Annotated in this window: 18 protein-coding genes; 7 read left to right on the forward strand and 11 right to left on the reverse strand. The window is 68.8% G+C overall.

Annotated elements, in window-relative coordinates:
- Positions 1-275 precede the first annotated feature (275 nt).
- Positions 276-1892 carry a fatty acid kinase ATP-binding subunit FakA gene (locus GC106_RS28950; protein ID WP_312872922.1) on the reverse strand — a complete coding sequence of 539 codons (1617 nt, stop codon included), beginning with the start codon at positions 1890-1892 and terminating at the stop codon, positions 276-278.
- A 185-nt stretch (positions 1893-2077) separates the two neighbouring features.
- Here GC106_RS28950 and rpmB point away from each other — a divergent pair, with 185 nt between their 5' ends.
- Complete coding sequence (gene rpmB, locus GC106_RS28955) at positions 2078-2269, forward strand: 50S ribosomal protein L28 (protein ID WP_033380326.1); 192 nt, start codon at positions 2078-2080, stop codon at positions 2267-2269.
- A gap of 70 nt (positions 2270-2339) precedes the next feature.
- On the opposite strand, the gene GC106_RS28960 is transcribed toward rpmB, so the two are convergent.
- Genes GC106_RS28960 through GC106_RS28975 form a run of 4 tightly spaced genes read right to left on the reverse strand, consistent with a single transcriptional unit; the run spans position 2340 to position 5221 of the window.
- Complete coding sequence (locus GC106_RS28960; RefSeq protein ID WP_312872952.1) at positions 2340-3020, reverse strand: HAD-IA family hydrolase; 681 nt, start codon at positions 3018-3020, stop codon at positions 2340-2342.
- On the reverse strand, positions 3005-3679 hold the full coding sequence (locus GC106_RS28965; protein WP_173137183.1) for a uracil-DNA glycosylase: 675 nt from the start codon (positions 3677-3679) through the stop codon (positions 3005-3007). Before GC106_RS28965 ends, GC106_RS28960 begins: the two co-directional genes overlap by 16 nt.
- Before the next feature lie 32 nt (positions 3680-3711).
- Complete coding sequence (locus GC106_RS28970; RefSeq protein ID WP_173137185.1) at positions 3712-4233, reverse strand: gamma carbonic anhydrase family protein; 522 nt, start codon at positions 4231-4233, stop codon at positions 3712-3714.
- 22 nt (positions 4234-4255) lie between these two features.
- The gene (locus tag GC106_RS28975; RefSeq protein WP_173137187.1) at positions 4256-5221 is read right to left on the reverse strand and encodes a thiamine-phosphate kinase; all 966 of its coding nucleotides are present in this window, start codon (positions 5219-5221) and stop codon (positions 4256-4258) included.
- A gap of 109 nt (positions 5222-5330) precedes the next feature.
- Between GC106_RS28975 and GC106_RS28980 the strand changes: the two genes are divergently transcribed.
- Both GC106_RS28980 and GC106_RS28985 read left to right on the forward strand, forming a co-directional pair.
- Positions 5331-5564, forward strand: coding sequence for an Lrp/AsnC ligand binding domain-containing protein (locus tag GC106_RS28980; RefSeq protein ID WP_033380331.1), 234 nt, complete (start codon positions 5331-5333; stop codon positions 5562-5564).
- Between the two features lie 19 nt (positions 5565-5583).
- On the forward strand, positions 5584-6132 hold the full coding sequence (locus GC106_RS28985; RefSeq protein WP_173137189.1) for a DUF3515 domain-containing protein: 549 nt from the start codon (positions 5584-5586) through the stop codon (positions 6130-6132).
- A gap of 45 nt (positions 6133-6177) precedes the next feature.
- On the opposite strand, the gene GC106_RS28990 is transcribed toward GC106_RS28985, so the two are convergent.
- Together GC106_RS28990 and pdxR are read right to left on the reverse strand one after the other, a co-directional pair.
- On the reverse strand, positions 6178-7248 hold the full coding sequence (locus tag GC106_RS28990) for a D-alanine--D-alanine ligase family protein (protein ID WP_173137191.1): 1071 nt from the start codon (positions 7246-7248) through the stop codon (positions 6178-6180).
- A gap of 11 nt (positions 7249-7259) precedes the next feature.
- Entirely contained in the window at positions 7260-8654 is a 1395-nt protein-coding gene (gene pdxR / locus GC106_RS28995; RefSeq protein WP_173137192.1) for a MocR-like pyridoxine biosynthesis transcription factor PdxR, read from the reverse strand.
- Positions 8655-8727: 73 nt separating this feature from the next.
- On the opposite strand from pdxR, the gene GC106_RS29000 reads away from it, so the two are divergent.
- Positions 8728-9393, forward strand: coding sequence for a pyridoxamine 5'-phosphate oxidase family protein (locus tag GC106_RS29000; RefSeq protein ID WP_173137194.1), 666 nt, complete (start codon positions 8728-8730; stop codon positions 9391-9393).
- Here GC106_RS29000 and GC106_RS29005 read toward each other — a convergent pair.
- The 3 genes from GC106_RS29005 to GC106_RS29015 all read right to left on the reverse strand — a co-directional run bounded on the left by GC106_RS29005 (position 9365) and on the right by GC106_RS29015 (position 11906).
- Positions 9365-9790: a cysteine dioxygenase gene (locus tag GC106_RS29005; RefSeq protein WP_173137196.1), complete on the reverse strand. Its 426-nt coding sequence runs from the start codon at positions 9788-9790 to the stop codon at positions 9365-9367. The genes GC106_RS29000 and GC106_RS29005 overlap by 29 nt on opposite strands.
- A gap of 399 nt (positions 9791-10189) precedes the next feature.
- Positions 10190-11191: an NAD(P)H-dependent glycerol-3-phosphate dehydrogenase gene (locus tag GC106_RS29010; RefSeq protein WP_173137198.1), complete on the reverse strand. Its 1002-nt coding sequence runs from the start codon at positions 11189-11191 to the stop codon at positions 10190-10192.
- A 1-nt stretch (position 11192) separates the two neighbouring features.
- The gene (locus GC106_RS29015; protein WP_173137200.1) at positions 11193-11906 is read right to left on the reverse strand and encodes a lysophospholipid acyltransferase family protein; all 714 of its coding nucleotides are present in this window, start codon (positions 11904-11906) and stop codon (positions 11193-11195) included.
- 87 nt (positions 11907-11993) lie between these two features.
- On the opposite strand from GC106_RS29015, the gene cofC reads away from it, so the two are divergent.
- Genes cofC through GC106_RS29030 form a run of 3 tightly spaced genes read left to right on the forward strand, consistent with a single transcriptional unit; the run spans position 11994 to position 15764 of the window.
- Positions 11994-12632, forward strand: coding sequence for a 2-phospho-L-lactate guanylyltransferase (gene cofC / locus GC106_RS29020; RefSeq protein WP_173137202.1), 639 nt, complete (start codon positions 11994-11996; stop codon positions 12630-12632).
- 56 nt (positions 12633-12688) lie between these two features.
- Positions 12689-14869, forward strand: coding sequence for an RNA degradosome polyphosphate kinase (locus GC106_RS29025; protein ID WP_312872926.1), 2181 nt, complete (start codon positions 12689-12691; stop codon positions 14867-14869).
- Between the two features lie 10 nt (positions 14870-14879).
- A complete protein-coding gene (locus GC106_RS29030; RefSeq protein ID WP_312872927.1) occupies positions 14880-15764 on the forward strand; it encodes an NUDIX hydrolase in 885 nt (294 codons plus the stop codon).
- A gap of 291 nt (positions 15765-16055) precedes the next feature.
- Here GC106_RS29030 and GC106_RS29035 read toward each other — a convergent pair whose 3' ends face one another.
- On the reverse strand, positions 16056-16631 hold the full coding sequence (locus GC106_RS29035; protein WP_512698685.1) for an HU family DNA-binding protein: 576 nt from the start codon (positions 16629-16631) through the stop codon (positions 16056-16058).
- Positions 16632-16787 lie beyond the last annotated feature (156 nt).

A 16787-nucleotide genomic window follows, 5' to 3' on the forward strand; every position in this document is an offset into this window, starting at 1 on the left:
ACATCTCCGCTGATGGCAGATCAACACTGTGGCCGGGACGATGCCGGGCGTGTTGCGTGGCGTAAATGATCGGCGCAACCAAGCCAACCACCCGCCAAACGACCCGCCCCGAACCCGGATTGCCCTCGCTCCGCTCGGACCGGCCTGGTCGCCAGAGCCAACCATTTCCGCCCCGCCCCACGCAGCCGACATCTCCGCTGATGGCAGATCAACACTGTGGCCGGGACGATGCCGGGCGTGTTGCGTGGCGTAAATGATCGGCGCAACCAAGCCAGCTACTCGACGCCGAGCATGACCACGTTGTCGCGTTGCCCACCGCGGTACGCGACGAACTCCGCCGCCGGGTACTCCCGTCTGAGGTACCTCTCCAGGTCGTCGCTCAGGCTGTCCGGCGCGTCGGCGCCCAGCAGCGCCGTGACCAGTTCACCGCCGGCCGCGAGCATCCGGTCGACGATGGCGCACGCTCCCCTGACGATCTTCGAGGCGTCCACCGGCCCGTGTTCGATCCGCATGACGTCACCGTCGGCGAAACCCAGCAGGTCACCGGCACGGCACGGCCCGATCCAGGTGATCGCGTCCTCGCTGGCCACCACCAGCTCGCCCCGGCGGGTCCCGGCGGACGCTTCGGCCATCGCCACCACGTCGTCGCCCGCGCGCCGGGCCGGGTCGTGCACGGCCAGGGCCGCAAGCGCTTGCACGGGCGAGGCGCAGGGGACCACGATCACGTCCTGGCCACCGGCGACGGCCCGGGCCGCGGCCTCGTCGGCGATCCCCATCAGGCCCTCGTCACCAGGCAGAACGGTCACGTGGGAGGCGCCGGTCGAGGTGATCAGGTTGAGCAGGTCCCATACGTCAGGCTCGTCGTTGGGTCCGATCTCGAGTACCAAAGCGCCCTCGGTACGGAACAGCGCCGCGATGCCCGCGCCACGAGCCGGGATCACCACAACCCGCGCGCGTCCGAACCGTGACGGCACGCCCTCGGCGTCAGCGAACCGGGCGACCATGATCCGGTGCGGCCGGCCCGTCTCGATACCGGCCTCGATCGCCGCACCCACGTCGTTGCAGTGCACATGGACGGTCCACAGTCCGTCGCCATCGCCGACGACGGACACACAGTCGCCGAGCGTCGTCAGCGTCTCGCGGAGATGGCCCGCCTTCTCACCAGTCGTGGAGTCGAGCAGGTACATGACCTCGTAGCCGAACTCGGTCGACCCTGCCTCACGAGCCGCCACGGGCGACGGCTGCGAGGTCGAGTACGGCACAACCGGCTCGTCACGTTCGTTCACGACCGTGACCAGCGATTCCAGGAGGACCAGTACGCCACGCCCTCCAGCGTCCACCACACCTGCCTCTGCCAGCACGTCGAGCTGCTGCGGCGTCAACGCCAACGCCTCCGACGCGGCCCGTGCCGCAGCGGCCGTGACCTCGTGCAACACCCCCGAGCGGTTCCGCCGGGCCCCCGCCGCGCACGCCGTGAGGACGGTCAGCATCGTTCCCGCCCGCGGCTCGGCGACCGCCTCCGACGCCAGTTCAGCCGCCCTGACCAGCGCCTTCGCCAGGTCGTCGGCCCCGGCCTGATCGACGTCACGCAGTGACTCGGCGAGGCCGCGCAGCATCTGCGACACGATCACGCCGGAGTTGCCCCGCGCGCCCGCCAGGGCACCTTTGGCCAGGACCGTCAGCGCGGCTCCGGTCTCGGATCGCTCGTCCACCGGGGCCCTGAGCAGCGCTTCCAGTGCGGCGCGCATCGTGCCGAGCAGGTTGGAGCCCGTGTCGCCGTCGGCCACCGGGAACACGTTGATCCGGTCGATCGCCTCCCGCTGCGCGCTGAGCGTCTGTACGCTCACCGCGGCCCAGCGGCGAATCGCGGCGGCGTCCAGGACCTGCAGCACGGTCGTGTCCTCCAGCTTTCGTGACGGTTCGCGCGAGAGTAACCGCGAACACACCGGCGGCGCGGAGAACGGGGCCGGTTTGTAACCGCTGGCGGCGACCCGTTACCCTGTCGTAGTTGCCTGGCAGGCCCGGGCTGTACGTCGTCGGCTTGATCCGCCGGCAACCCAGAGGAAAGGACACTGACGTGGCTGCTGTGTGCGACGTCTGCGGTAAGGGGCCGGGCTTCGGCAAGTCGGTCTCACACTCCCACCGGCGCACCAACCGGCGGTGGAACCCGAACATCCAGACCGTGCACGCCAAGCTGGGCGTTTCGCAGCGCAAGCGGCTGAACGTGTGCACCTCCTGCCTGAAGGCGGGCAAGGTCGTCCGGGGCTGACGCTCAAGCTCTTCCAACCGGCCCGGGTGGTTTCCGACCACCCGGGCCGGTTCGCGTTCCCGGGCAGCCTTCACCACAGGCTGACGACTTCCGCCAGCGTCATGTCCTTGGCGCTGACCAGCACCGTGTCGGCGGCAGCGAACCGGGCCGGGTCCGCGTGCGGGTTGGGGATGGCCACACACCGCAGTCCAGCCGCTTTCGCCGCGGCCACGCCGTGTGGCGTGTCCTCGAAGGCGATGGCCTGTGCGGGGACGGCTCCCAGGCGGCGCAACGCGAGCTGGTACACCGCCGGATCCGGTTTGTGCGCGGGGACCTCGTCACCGCAGGCCACGACGTCGAACCGGGACCGGTAGCCGGACTGCTCCAGAAACGGCAGCACCCAGGCGGCAGGCGAACTGCTCGCCACGGCCAGCCGGAAGCCGTCCGCCGAATCCAGCCATTCCCTGATTCCTGGCCGGAACTCCAGAACGGCGTTCAGCGAGTCGCGATAGGCCACCCGCCGCGCATGGCTGGACATCCGGTCATAGGCGGGCCCCACGGCAGCGGCCAGCGCGGCGTACCGCAGGTCGCTGACGTCGCCGCCGTGGTCGGCGAAGAACTTCGTGACGTCCAGTTCGAGGCCGTGCTGCCGCCATTCGTACTGCCAGCTCAGCAACTGAGTGGACTCGGTGTCCATCAGCAGGCCGTCGAAGTCGAAGATCAGCGCGAGCCTGGTCGCGCCGGCCGGCCCTGCCGTCAGGGCAGCTTCCAGTCGACCGGCTCGCCGCCTTGCTGGACGAGCAGTTCGTTGGCCCGGCTGAACGGCCGCGACCCGAAGAAGCCACCGGCCGCGGACATCGGGCTCGGGTGCGCGGACTCGATGCACGGCAACGGGTCCAGCAACGGCCGGAGGTTGCGGGCGTTGCGGCCCCACAGGATCGACACCAGCGGCTTGCCCCGGCCTGCCAGCGCCCTGATCGCCTGCTCGGTCACCTCTTCCCAGCCCTTGCCCTGGTGCGAGTTGGGTTTGCCGGGCATCACCGTCAGCGCCCTGTTGAGCAGCAGGACCCCGTTCTCGGTCCACGGCGTCAGGTCACCGGTGGACGGCTTGGGGTGCCCCAGGTCCTCGCAGTACTCCTTGTAGATGTTGATCAGGCTCTTGGGAATCGGCCGCACGTCGGGCGCCACCGAGAAGGACAGGCCGACGGCGTGCCCCGGCGTCGGATACGGGTCCTGCCCGACGATCAGCACACGGACGTCGTCGAACGGCTGCTTGAACGCACGGAGGACGTTCTCCCCGGCGGGCAGGTAGGTGCGGCCCGCGGCGATCTCGGCGCGCAGGAACTCGCCCATCGCGGCGATCCTGTCCGCGACCGGCTCGAGGGCTTTCGCCCACCCGGCCTCCATGACTTCGTTCAAAGGGCGTGCCATGCCGCCGGAGGATAGCCCACCGGAAAATGGGCCTAGTCCAGGCGTCGGAGGCCCGCCTTGTAGGTCTTGATCTTCTCGACGTAGCCGTCGACGATCATCGCGAACGCCAGCGCGGGCACCTCGTGGTTCTCCCGGATGCGGGCGGGCACGCCCAGCGCCATCCGGCGGGCGGGGATGTGGCCGTTGAAGGACATCACCGCGCCCGCGCCGAGCACGGCGCCCTCCTCCACCACCGATCCGTTGAGCAGCACCGAACCCGAGGCGATCAGGCAGTGGTCGGCGACCGTCGCGCCTTCGATGTGCACGTTGTGCCCGACCACGCAGTTGGCGCCGATCACGGTCGGGTGGAACTCCGTGCAGTGCACGATGGTCCCGTCCTGCACGCTGGTCCGTTCGCCGACCTGGATGCTGCCGGAATCACCGCGCAGCACGGCCTGCGGCCACACCGAGGCGAACGCGTGCAGCGTCACGTCGCCGATGACTGTCGCATCCGGATGAACGTATGCGTCCGGATGGATGATCGGTTCCTTGTCGCCCAACGCATAGATCGGCACATTTCCTCCACAGTGGACTAGATCAACGCCAGTGTTGCCAGCCGCCGGGCCCCTCGTAGGGACGGCCGTCAACGGTAACCCCTTCGCCGCGCCTGACCGTGCCGATGGTGACCCAGCCCTCCGGGACCTCGGACGGCCCGGGGAAAGTCGCGGCGAGCGCGTGGTCCTCGCCGCCGGTGAGCACCCAGTGCCGGGGATCGGCGCCGAGCGCGGTGCCGACGTCCACCAGCCGCTGGTGCACTTCCAGCAGATCCGTGCGGACGTCGATGGCCACGTCGGATGCCTTGGCGATGTGGCCGAGATCCGACAGCAGTCCGTCCGACACGTCGATCATCGCTGTCGCCCCGCCCAGCGCCGCCTGCGCGCCTGCTTCGTACGGCGGTTCCGGCGCGCGATGCGCACTGACAACCGTTACCGGTGAACGGAACCCGCGGCCCAGCACGGCGAGCCCGGCCGCCGACCAGCCCAGCCTGCCGCACACCGCGACGACGTCTCCGACCAGCGCCCCGGCGCGTGTCACCGGCTGCCGTCCTTGCAGATCCCCGAGTGCGGTGACGGAAATCACCAGCGTGTCCGAGCTGACCACGTCCCCGCCGACCACCCCGGCCCTGGCCCGCGTGGCTTCCTTCCACATGCCCGCGGTGATCCCGTCGAGCAACTCCACTGTGGTCTGTGGCGGGCAGGCCAGCCCGACAAGCACCGCGGTGGGGGTCGCCCCCATCGCGGCCACGTCCGCGAGGTTCACCGCGACCGCCTTGTGCCCGACCTGTTCCGGTGTGGACCAGTCCAACCGGAAGTGCACGCCTTCGACGAGCACGTCCGTGCTGGCCACGACGCGTCCGTCGGACGCGACCACGATGGCCGCGTCGTCACCGGGTCCGAGCAGCGTGCCCGGCGGCTGGGCGCGCCCGCCCGTCAGCCGCTGAATCAGGCTGAACTCACCCAACTCGGCGACGGTGCCCGCCTGGTCCGGCGTGTCCGATCGCACAAAAGCCTCCGATACCGAATGTTCGGATCACCAAACATTCCCCGGTTGGGGTACGTTGCTGACCACGTTCCTACCTTGAGCATTCTTGTCCAGACGAAGGGGCACGCCGGTGGTCCACGCTTACATCCTGATCCAGACCGAGGTCGGCAAGGCGGCCGCGGTGGCCGCGGAGATCGCCGGCATACAGGGAGTCACCACCGCCGAGGACGTCACGGGCCCTTACGACGTGATCGTGCGTGCCGAGGCCGACAGCGTGGACCTGCTCGGCCAGCTGGTCGTGGCCCGTATCCAGAACGTGGACGGGATCACACGAACGTTGACCTGCCCGGTGGTTCATCTTTGACCCGTGGTGTAGTGGGGATGTGGAAGGGCCAAGGGTTGTCGTAGCGGCCGGACTGGCCGTGCTGCTGGTCGCCGGGGTGATCATCGCCGGCCTCCTGTTCGGCTCCACGGACGACCGGACAGCCCAGCAGGCGCCGCCGCCGTCGTCGCCGTTGCGAACCGGGCCGGTCGCACTGGTTCCGGTGCCCGCGCCCGCGGCCGGATCGGCCGACTGCGCCACCCTGATCCAGAACGTCCCCGCGACGCTGAAGTCGGGTTCGACCGTCCTGACCAAGGCGGCGCTGGCCGAGCCGGCGCCGCCTGCGTCTGTCGCGTGGACCGACCAGCGCTCCGACCCGGTGGTCCTGCGCTGTGGCCTGGACAAGCCGGCTGAGCTGACGGCGACAACGCCCCTCCGTGCGATCGACGGCGTGTCCTGGCTTCCAGTGGAAAACGAGCTGGCCACCACCTGGTACCTGGCGGACCGGTCAGTCTACGTCGCGCTCACCGTGCCGGCGAGCACCGGGACCGGCCCGCTGCAGGATATCTCCACCCTGATAACCCGGACCCTCCCCAAGAAAACCTCGTGAGTGTTTATCCGGGTTAGAACCCTGACAAACACTCACGAGGGCTGATCAGCGGAGACCTGTGCCGCGGCCGAGCGCGGTGTCGATCAACGTGCTCACCAGGGTCTTCATGTCGAGGCCGGTGACCGACCACATCTTCGGGTAGGCCGAGCTGGGGGTGAAACCCGGCATCGTGTTCAGCTCGTTGACCAGCACATCCCCGTTGTCGCGGACGAAGAAGTCGACGCGGGCGAGGCCCTCGCAGTCCACCGCGCGGAAAACCCTGATCGACATCGCGCGGATCTTCTCGGTGAGCGTGTCGTCCATCTTGGCCGGGATGTCCACCGCGAGCGAGTCGTCGAGGTACTTGGTCTCGAAGTCGTACCAGTCGCCGCTGGTGCGGACCTCCGCGGGCAGTGACGCCTCGATGCGGCCGTCCGGGAACTGCAGCACACCGCATTCGATCTCACGGCCGATCACCTCGGCCTCGACGATCACCTTCGGGTCGATCGTCCGGGCCACCTCGATCGCGTCGTGCAGCTGCGACCAGTCGGTGACCTTGCTGATGCCGTGCGACGAACCGGCACGGCACGGCTTGACGAACACAGGCAGGCCGAGCCGGTCGCGCTGCTCCTGCGACAGCGTGGTTTCGTCACGCGCGACCAGTTCGTACGGTGCGATCGGCAGACCCTCGGCGGCCAGGACACGCTTGGCGAACGCCTTGTCCATGGCGACCGCACTGGCCAGCACGCCGGAGCCGACGTACGGGATGCCGGCCAGTTCGAGCAGGCCCTGGATGGTGCCGTCCTCGCCGAAGGCGCCGTGCAGCATCGGAAGGACCACGTCGACGTCGCCGAGCACTTCCCCTGCCCGGGTCTTCTCCAGCATGACGACGTGGGCACCGGCCAGGACCAGCTCGGTGCCCGACGTCACGCTGGGCAGCGCATCCCCCTCGATCGCAAGCGTGGACGCGCCCGGGGCCAGTACCCAGGCGCCTTCCGGCGTGATGCCGATCGGCAGGACGTCGAATCGATCAGTGTCCACAGTGGCGAGCACGCTCGCTGCCGAGACGCAGCTGATCGCGTGCTCGGTGCTGCGGCCGCCGAACACGACGGCGACTCGGATTTTCGGCTCGCTCATGGCTTCCGACCTTACCTGTCCCGGTCAGCCTCCCTGAGCAGGTCTATGAGCTGGGGCAACACGCCGAGCAGCTCGTCACGGGAGCATGCCGCGTAGCCCAGCGCGATGCCGTGCCACCGGGCCCGGCCGGCGTGATGCCTGGTCAGGCCGTCGATCCGGGCACCGAACTCCCGTGCCTTGGCCTGGACGTCCCGTTCCGCCCGCCCGGAGCTCAGCGGCACCACCACGTGCGCGCCCGCGTCGTCCCCGAGGACGTCGAAACCGGCTTCCCGCAAGGCATCCACCACAAGCGACCGGCGCTCGGACAGCTCACGGCGCAGTCGTCGCAGGTGCCTGCCGAGGTCACCGTTGCGGGCGTACTCGACCAGGACGCGTTGCCCGGCGACCGCGGGCCCGATTCCGGTGCGGTCACGCAGTTCGAGGATCGCCGACACGACCGGCGGCGGCGCGACCATCCAGCCGGTGCCCAGGGTCGGCGTCAGGATCTTGCTCGTCGTTCCCAGGTGCACCACGACATCCGGCGCCAACGCGGCGAGCAAAGGCAGCGGCGCCACGTCGTAGCGCAGCTCGCCGTCGTAATCGTCCTCGATGACAAGGAATCCGTCGCGCCTGGCGCGTTCGACCAGTTCCACCCGCCTGCCCGCGGGCATCCGGCCGCCCAGGGGATATTGGTGCGCGGGCGAACAGTAGACCGCCTTCACGCCTTCGGGCACCGAGTCGACCCGGAACCCTTCCACGTCAACAGGAGCCTGCACGACGTCGAGCCCGGCCGCGGTCATCGCCGCCGCGGCCCGCTGGTATCCCGGTTCCTCGATCGCGACGGTGGCACCGCGGCCGAGGACGGCGAAGGCGAGTTCGGACACGGCGGCGGACGTCCCGCTCGTCGCCAGCACGGTCTCGTCCTCGGCGCCGACGCGCAAACCGCGGTGGCGCAACAGGTGCTCGGCGATGACCTCGCGATACTCGGGCAAGCCGGCCCGTTCGGGCCGCATCAGCGGCGACGCGTCGGCCGCGGCGCGCCAGGCCCGTCGCCACGCGGCACGGTCGATTCCGCCCGCCCATGGCGATCCGGGCGTGAGGTCGACGAGGGTCGGCGCGGCCACGCCACGTTTCGGCCGGGGCGCCGATTCCGGCAGGCTGCCCGGCGGGGCTGTCGTTATATATGTGCCGGAGCCGTGCTTGCCCGCGATCCAGCCTTCGGCGTGCAGTTGTTCGTACGCCGCCGACGTGACGGTACGGCTGACGTTCAGCCGCGTCGCGAGCGCGCGGGTCGACGGCAGCCGGTCTCCGCTGCGCAGCCGACCGTCCGCGGCGGCCGAGCGCAGCGCGTCGGCGAGTTGCACGGCCAGCGGGGTGTCGGACTCACGGTCCAACGTGACCGGGGGCGCCGGTGGGTCGGCTGACATGGTCAAATGGCCTTCCAGTTTTTGATCTTTTTGGCCCTTTGATGATGCCACTTTGCCGAAGACACTGGTAGCCGTGACCCGATCTCCACTATCGCCCACACCCCGCAGCACGATCAAACGCGGCAGGAAACGCGCCGTCACCGATCGGGCCGCACTGGACGCCGTCCTGGACGCCGGACTGATCTGCCACCTGTCCGTCGTCATCGACGGGTCGCCGGTCGTTCTGCCGACCGGATACGGCCGGGACGGCGACACGTTGTACCTCCACGGTTCCACAGGCGCGCTGAGCCTGCGTTCCGCACTGGACAACGAGGTCTGCGTCGCGGTCACGTTGCTCGACGGGATCGTCTACGCACGTTCGGTGTTCCACTTCTCGGCCAACTACCGGTCGGCGGTCGTGCACGGGCATGCCCGCCTGGTCGAATCCGCCGAAGAACGGCTGCACGGCCTCAAGGTGCTGACCGAGCACATGGCGCCGGGCTCGTGGAACCACAGCCGCGAACCGAACGCGAAGGAACTGGCGAAGACCGCGGTCCTGGCGCTCTCCCTGGACGAAGCGGCCCTGAAGGTCCGCACCGGCGGCCCCGGCGACGAACCGGAGGACATCTCCGACAACCTCGCGTGGGCCGGTGTGCTTCCCCTGACCCAGCAGTGGGGTGCGCCGCAACCCAGCGACGATCTCGCACCGGGCTGGGAGATCCCCGCGCACGTTATGGATAGGTACGCATCTCGCGGGTAGTGCGGTACACGTGAATGCTGACCGCCGGGTCGGCACCGTTGTTCGACACCTGGTGCACGTAGTGCGGCGCGAACACCCGGGACTGTCCCGCCTGCAACTCCAACGTGGTGTTCGCCCGCATCACCAGCTCGGTCAGGACACCTGAGACGATCGTGAAGGCACCGGTCGCGCTGCCGTGGTCGTGCAGATCGGTGGACTGGCCCGGCAACCAGCTCATCAACCAGACCTCGTGGTCGTCGGTGCGCTCCAGCAACGTGAAGAAGCGCTCGACCGGGTCGTAGCGCAAGTGCCTCTTCCAGCGGTCCCGGTCGAGCGCGAACTCCCGCGCGATCCGGGCGGGGGTCTTCAGCGTGGGGGCGGCGGCAAGCGCGACGGTGTTCTCAGGTACGGCGAACATGGATTTCCCTCGGAAAACGGCGTGAACGATGACAACGGGCCGATCACCGGGGAAGACACAGCGCGCTCGCGACGAAGCCGAGGTCGATGTGACCCCGTCCGTCAGCCATGGCGCGCATCATGCGGACCAGGAAAGCAGCGAGAGTCAAGTCCGTCAACCCACGTCCATGAAGTGGACCGGTCTGTACCCGATGGGGTGTCCTCGCCGGACGGCACGTCCCCAGGACGGCGAATCAGAGATCGGGACGTGGCGTTTCCACGAAGCCGCTCCCTGTCGCCGTCTACATCGGACGTCTCAGCTGTCACTCGTGTCACAGCTGCCACAGGTGTGATGAACCGACGGCGTGGCGAGATGTTGCCCTAGCCGTGATATCTCGCACATCGGGGTCCGAGTGGACGGTCAGCGCTCCGGGCGTACCTTCCGGCCGATCAGCTCCGCGCCCGCTTCCCGTGGGTCGAGTCCGTCGTGGCAGACCCGGTGCACCACTTCGGTGATCGGCATGTCCACGCCGTGCCGCAGGGCCAGCGCGCGGATGGACGAACAGGACTTCACGCCTTCCGCGACCTGTCCGTGGGTGGCTTCCTGTGCCTCCGCCAACGTCTGGCCGCGGCCGAGCCGCTCGCCGAAGGTCCGGTTGCGGGACAACGGCGACGAGCACGTCGCGACCAGATCTCCCAGTCCGGCAAGGCCCGCGAAGGTCAGCGGGTCCGCGCCCAGTGCCATGCCCAGCCGGGACGTCTCGGCCAGGCCCCGGGTGATCAGGGTGGCCAGGGTGTTGCTGCCGAAACCGAGACCCGACGCCATCCCGCAGGACAGGGCGATCACGTTCTTGCACGCGCCACCGAGTTCACAGCCGATCACGTCGGTGTTCGTGTACGGCCGGAAGTACCCGGTCGTGCTCGCGTGCTGGAGGTCCACCGCGCGGTCGTGGTCCTCGCAGGCGATCACGGTCGCGGTCGGCTGTTCCCGCGCGATCTCCATGGCCAGGTTCGGTCCGGACACCACCGCGACGTGATCCGACGGCACGCCCGCGACTTCCGCGACCACCTCGCTCATCCGCTTGAGCGTGCCCAGTTCCACCCCCTTGGCCAGGCTGACCAGCGTCGCTCCCGCCGGCAGCCGCCACTGGGACAGGTTGGACCGCAGGCTCTGACTGGGCACGGCCAGCACGACCGCCTCGGCGCCGTCCAGCGCCTCGGCCGCGTCCGATGTGGACGTCAGGTTGCCCGGCAGCCGGACCCCGGGCAGGTAGTCGGGGTTCTCGTGCTCCCGGACCACGGCCTCGGCGACTTCCGGGCGACGTGCCCACAACACGACGTCCCGGCCGGCGTCGGCCATCACCTTGGCGTAGGTCGTGCCCCACGAACCCGCGCCGAGCACCGCGATCCGCGTCAGCGACATCTCACTTCCCCGCCTTCTTGGGGTTGAAGAAACCGGCGGGCGCCTCCTGCCCGCGGATCTCCGCGAGCATCTTCTTCACCTCGTTCATGATCAGCTCGGTGACCCGGATCAGCGTGGTGTTGGCGGGCGGGTCCTCGGCGCGGAACTGCGAAAGGTCCACCGGTTCGCCGACGTGGATGGTGACCGTCTTGCGCGGGAAGGGCCGGAACGTCTTGGTGTACCCGTTCAGGATGTGGTTGGTGCCCCACCTGGCGACCGGCAGCACCGGTACGTCGTTGGCCAGTGCGAGCCGTGCCACACCGGGGAAGGACCGCATCGGCCAGCCCTCCGGGTCCTTGCTGATCGTGCCTTCCGGATAGATGCAGATCAGCTTGCCCTCACGCAGCGCCTTGTTCGCGTCACGCAGGCTGTCGGCGGCGTTGGCCGTACCCCGGTACACCGGGATGCTGCCCGCGCCGCCGATGATCTTCCCGGCCACCGGGATGCGGAACAGGCTGTCCTTGGCCAGAAACCGCGGCACCCGCTTGTTGCGGTGCACGAACACCGCGTCGACCACCGGGTCCAGGTGGGAGATGTGGTTGAACACCAGGATCGCGCCGCCGGTGCGCGGAATACGCTCCTGGCCACGGATCACCTGCCTGGACAACCAGGTGATCGGGTAGAACACCGAAGCGGTGATCTTGACCCAGATCCCGTCCTTCTCACGACGCGCCAAGGCTCCTCCTCTGCACAAACGACCACCGGAGTCTAGGACTCACCCGGGTCCGGGCGGTTCATCCGGGTTTTGATGCAGAATCGAACGGTGCAGACAGATCTCGTCGTGCCTGTGAAAGCCCTGCCGGACGCCAAGTCGCGGCTGCGTGGCGTGGTGCGTCCGGAAGAGCACGCCGAGCTGGTGCTCGCCGTGCTTGTGGACACAGTCACGGCGGCCGCCGAGGCCGACGGCGTACGCCGCGTACTGGTGGTGAGCTCGGATCCGGCCGTCGCGAGCGTCCTTGCCGCCGAAGGTTTCGAGTGCGTGCCCGAAGGCCGCTCGCGCGGACTGAACGAGGCGTTGCGGCACGGCGCCGCGTTGTTGCGCCAGTCGGACAGGGCCGGGCAAATAGGCGCACTCCAGGCGGATCTGCCCGCGCTGCGGTCCACCGACCTGGCCGAGGCCGTGAAAACCGCTGACGGCAGGCGTGCTTTCTGCGCCGACCGGCAGACGACCGGCACGACACTGTTGCTCTCCGCCGCGGGCGGGCCACTCGACCCCCGGTTCGGCGTCGGTTCGGCCCGGGCGCACGCGGCTTCGGGCGCGATCGCGCTCACCGAGAGCTGGCCGTCACTGCGGTGCGACGTCGACACCGCCGAAGACCTCGCCGTCGCCCGTGATCTGGGTCTCGGCCGGCGAAGCGCCGAGCTGCTGTGCGCGATGGCCGCCTGCCCGATCGACTGTTAACCACCTTGTCCATACAGAGACAAGCACTTCGGTGATAAGTGCTGGACAATGACGCTGTGAGCACCGAAAGCAGTGACCAGCCGACCGCGCCACCGCCCCCGGCCCAACCGGCCACCCCCCGGCCGGAACGCAGTGTCCCGTCCGCACCGCCCGCGGCGACGACCGCGGCGGCGGCCGCCGACAGCCTGCCCGACGACCGGTACTTCAACCGGGAACTGTCCTGGTTGGACTTCAATGCCCGGGTGCTGGCGCTGGCCGAGGACGAGTCCCAGCCGCTGCTGGAGCGGGCGAAGTTCCTGGCCATCTTCGCGTCGAACCTCGACGAGTTCTACATGGTGCGGGTCGCCGGGCTGAAACGCCGCAGGGAGACCGGCCTTTCGGTGCGCAGCGCGGACGGGCTGACCCCGCGCGAGCAACTGGCCTACATCGCCAAACGCAACCAGGAACTCGTCGAGCAGCACTCGATGGCGTTCGAACAGCGGGTCCGCCCGGAGCTGGCCGCGCGCGGCATCCGGATCGTGCGCTGGGCCGAGCTCGCCGAAGAGGACAAGCACCGGCTGCACGTCTACTTCACCGACCAGGTCTTCCCGGTGCTGACGCCGCTCGCGGTCGACCCGGCGCACCCGTTCCCCTACATCTCCGGGCTCTCGCTGAACCTGGCGGTCACCGTCCGGGACCCGGAGGCGGGCACCGAGCGCTTCGCACGCGTCAAGGTGCCGGACAACGTGCCGCGGCTGTTGCAGGTGCAGTCCAATGGAGACGAATGGAGTGCCACGTTCCTGCCACTGGAGGACCTGATCGGGGCCCATCTCGGTGAGTTGTTCACCGGAATGGAAGTCACCGAGGTGCACGAGTTCCGGGTGACCCGCAACGCGGACCTGGAGGTCGAGGAGGACCGCGACGAGGACCTGTTGCTCGCGCTGGAACGCGAGCTGGCGCAGCGCCGGTTCGGCCCGCCGGTGCGGCTGGAGATCGCCAGCGACATGAGCGAGCACATGCAGGAGCTGCTGCTGCGCGAGCTCGAGGTGGCGCCCAACGACGTCGTGGTCATCAACGGGCTGCTGGACTTGTCGTGCCTCTGGCAGTTGCATGCCGTGGACCGCAAGGACCTCAAGGACAAGCCGTTCGTGCCCGCGACACACCCCGCGTTCGCCGAACACGAGACGCCCAAGAGCGTGTTCGCGACGCTGCGGGAAGGCGACGTGCTGGTACACCACCCGTACGACTCGTTCTCCACGAGTGTGCAACGTTTCATCGAGCAGGCGGCCAGCGACCCGCACGTGCTCGCGATCAAACAGACCCTGTACCGCACATCGGGTGATTCGCCCATTGTGGACGCGCTGATCGACGCGGCCGAGGCGGGCAAGCAGGTCGTCGCGTTGGTGGAGATCAAGGCCCGGTTCGACGAGCAGGCGAACATCAAGTGGGCCAGGGCGCTGGAGAAGGCGGGCGTGCACGTGGTCTACGGCCTCGTCGGGCTCAAGACGCACTGCAAGACGTCACTCGTGGTGCGCCAGGAGGGTTCCACGATCCGCCGTTACTGCCACATCGGCACCGGCAACTACAACCCGAAGACCGCGCGGTTGTACGAGGACATCGGCCTGCTCACGGCCGACTCCTCGATCGGCGCGGACCTCACCGACCTGTTCAACGTGCTGACCGGATACGCACGACAGGACACGTACCGCAGCATCCTCGTGGCACCGTACGGAATCCGGCGCGGAATCATCGAGCGGATCGAACAGGAGATCGAATTCGCCCGCACCGGCAAGCCCGGCGGGATCCGGATCAAGGTGAACTCGTTGGTGGACGAGCAGGTCATCGACGCGCTGTACCGGGCTTCCCAGGCCGGGGTGCGGGTCGACGTGGTGGTGCGGGGAATCTGCGCGCTCAAGCCGGGTGTGCCCGGACTGAGCGAGAACATCTCGGTGCGCTCGATCCTCGGCCGGTTCCTCGAGCACTCCCGGGTGTTCCACTTCGCCGGACTGGGCGAGCACTGGATCGGCAGCGCGGACATGATGCACCGCAATCTCGACCGCCGCGTCGAAGTCCAGGTCCCGGTCCGCAATCCGCGCCTGGTAAAACAATTGGACGCCATGTTCGCCTCGGCACTCGACCCGGGCACCCGGTGCTGGGTGTTGCAGCCGGACGGCGAATGGGAACCCGCACCGGAAGGCACCGAACAGGTCCGGGACCACCAAGGGGAAATGATCGTCCTGCACGGCGCCCAAGGCTGAGTAGCGCCAAGTGTCACCCAGGTCTATCGCGGCGGCCGGTGCGGTCGCGTGGCGCGACGGGACGGTCGCCGTGGTGCACCGTCCCCGCTACGACGACTGGACGCTGCCGAAGGGGAAGGTCGACGCGGGCGAAACCGTGCCGCACGCGGCGGTTCGCGAACTGGCGGAGGAGACCGGGTTCCGGGTGGTTCTCGGCCGGCACCTGAACACCGTTCGCTATCCGGTGCGTGGCGCGGCCAAACGCGTCGACTACTTCGCCGCGCGGGCGGTCGGCGGCGCCTTCGAACCCAACGACGAAGTCGACGAACTGCGCTGGCTGCCAGTGGAGCAGGCCAGGGAAATCCTGACTTATCCACAGGATGCCGACGTGCTCGCCGAGTTCGCCAGGCTGCCACCGGCAACCACGACGGTGCTGCTCGTACGGCATGCGAAAGCGGGGAAGCGGGGCGCGTGGAAGGGCCCGGATTCCCAGCGCCCGCTGTCGCCCGCCGGTCTGCGGCAGGCGGCGGCGTTGCGTGAGTTCCTGCCCCTGTTCGGAGCGGCCCGAATGTATTCGGCGCCGCCCGAGCGGTGTGTGCAGACGATTGCGGGACTGGCCCAAGATCTCGGTAGGACGGTCCGGATCGAGCCCGTGTTAGGCGAACAGGAGTATTCGGACCGGCCCGGGCGCGGCATGCGCAGGCTGCGGGAAATCGCCGCCGAAACGGGTGTCCCGGTGGTCAGCAGCCAGGGTGGGGTGATCCCCGGCCTGATCTCCGCGTGCGCCAAGGAATCAGGCCTTGACCTGCCCGAAGTCCGCGCGAAGAAGGGCAGTCTGTGGGTGCTGACCTTCGTCCACCCGGGACTTCGTCTGGTCGCGGCCGATTACTATCCCAGCCCGCTCCCCAAACCCTGAAACAGTGTCCGGCATTTCCGCGCGACGCGGCGGTGCGGCGAATGTGGCGTCCGGTGAACCGGAGAGAGAGCGGTACCCCGGGAAGTCGCCTTGGGGCGTCCCAAACCGCCGCCCGGCCCCAATGTGGCCGCGGCGGCATCTGATGATCCTCATGGCACCGTGACGGCCGCTGACAGCGCCGTAGAGGCGCCGGGTGTGACCAGGTGACCAGGGACGCCTTCCAGCGCACAACAAAGCCGTGAGGGCCACCCAGGCGTCCCCGGGCGGCCCTCACGGCTTTGGAGCTGCTGCTTACTTCTTGCGAGTCGACGGCTTCTTCGCGGCGGCGGCGGAGGTCTTCTTCGCCGTGGCCTTCGCGGTCGTCTTGGCAGCGGCAGGCTTCGCAGCGGCACGACGCGTGGTCGTGGTCTTCGCTGCCGCCGGCTTCGCGGCCGTCTTCGAAGCGGTCGTCTTGGCGGCGGCCGTCTTCCGGCCGGTCGACGCGGCGGCCGTCTTCCGGGTCGTCGAAGCGGTGCTGCGAGTGGCAGCGGCACGCGTGGTGGTGCCGGTGCTGCGCGAGGCGGCCGACTTGGCGGCGACCTTCGGCAGCTTCTTCGCGCCGCTCACAACCTCTTTGAAGCCGGTGCCCGGGCGGAACGCGGGCACGTTGGTCTTCTTGACCTTCACGGTCTCACCGGTGCGCGGGTTGCGCGCGGTGCGGGCCGCGCGGGCGCGCTTCTCGAAAACACCGAAGCCGGTGATGTTGACCTTCTCGCCCTTGTTGACCGTCCGAACGATCACGTCGACGAGACCGTCGACCGCAGCGCCTGCGGTCTTCTTGTCGCCCAGGCGTTCCGTGAGCGCCTCGATGAGCTGGGCCTTGTTCACCCTTCTGTCCTCCACTATGACCACATGACGGTTACGGCCTTTCGCGGCCGACTTCTCGCCACCATATGCCGAAAAGCGCGCGACCACCACGCGCCACGCCATATTTTTGCTTATGAGTTTTGCGATCCGCCCATCGGGGTGACATTTGGGCCCGGA

This window comes from Kibdelosporangium persicum, assembly GCF_013280595.1.
In the GTDB taxonomy this organism is placed as follows: domain Bacteria; phylum Actinomycetota; class Actinomycetes; order Mycobacteriales; family Pseudonocardiaceae; genus Kibdelosporangium; species Kibdelosporangium persicum.

Excerpts from the sequence above, each read along its gene's own strand:
- GC106_RS28965 (WP_173137183.1), bottom strand. The coding sequence starts at position 3,679 with ATGGCACGCCCTTTGAACGAAGTCATGGAGGCCGGGTGGGCGAAAGCC.
- GC106_RS28990 (WP_173137191.1), bottom strand. The coding sequence starts at position 7,248 with ATGAGCGAGCCGAAAATCCGAGTCGCCGTCGTGTTCGGCGGCCGCAGC.
- pdxR (WP_173137192.1), bottom strand. The coding sequence starts at position 8,654 with ATGTCAGCCGACCCACCGGCGCCCCCGGTCACGTTGGACCGTGAGTCC.
- GC106_RS29005 (WP_173137196.1), bottom strand. The coding sequence starts at position 9,790 with ATGTTCGCCGTACCTGAGAACACCGTCGCGCTTGCCGCCGCCCCCACG.
- GC106_RS29010 (WP_173137198.1), bottom strand. The coding sequence starts at position 11,191 with ATGTCGCTGACGCGGATCGCGGTGCTCGGCGCGGGTTCGTGGGGCACG.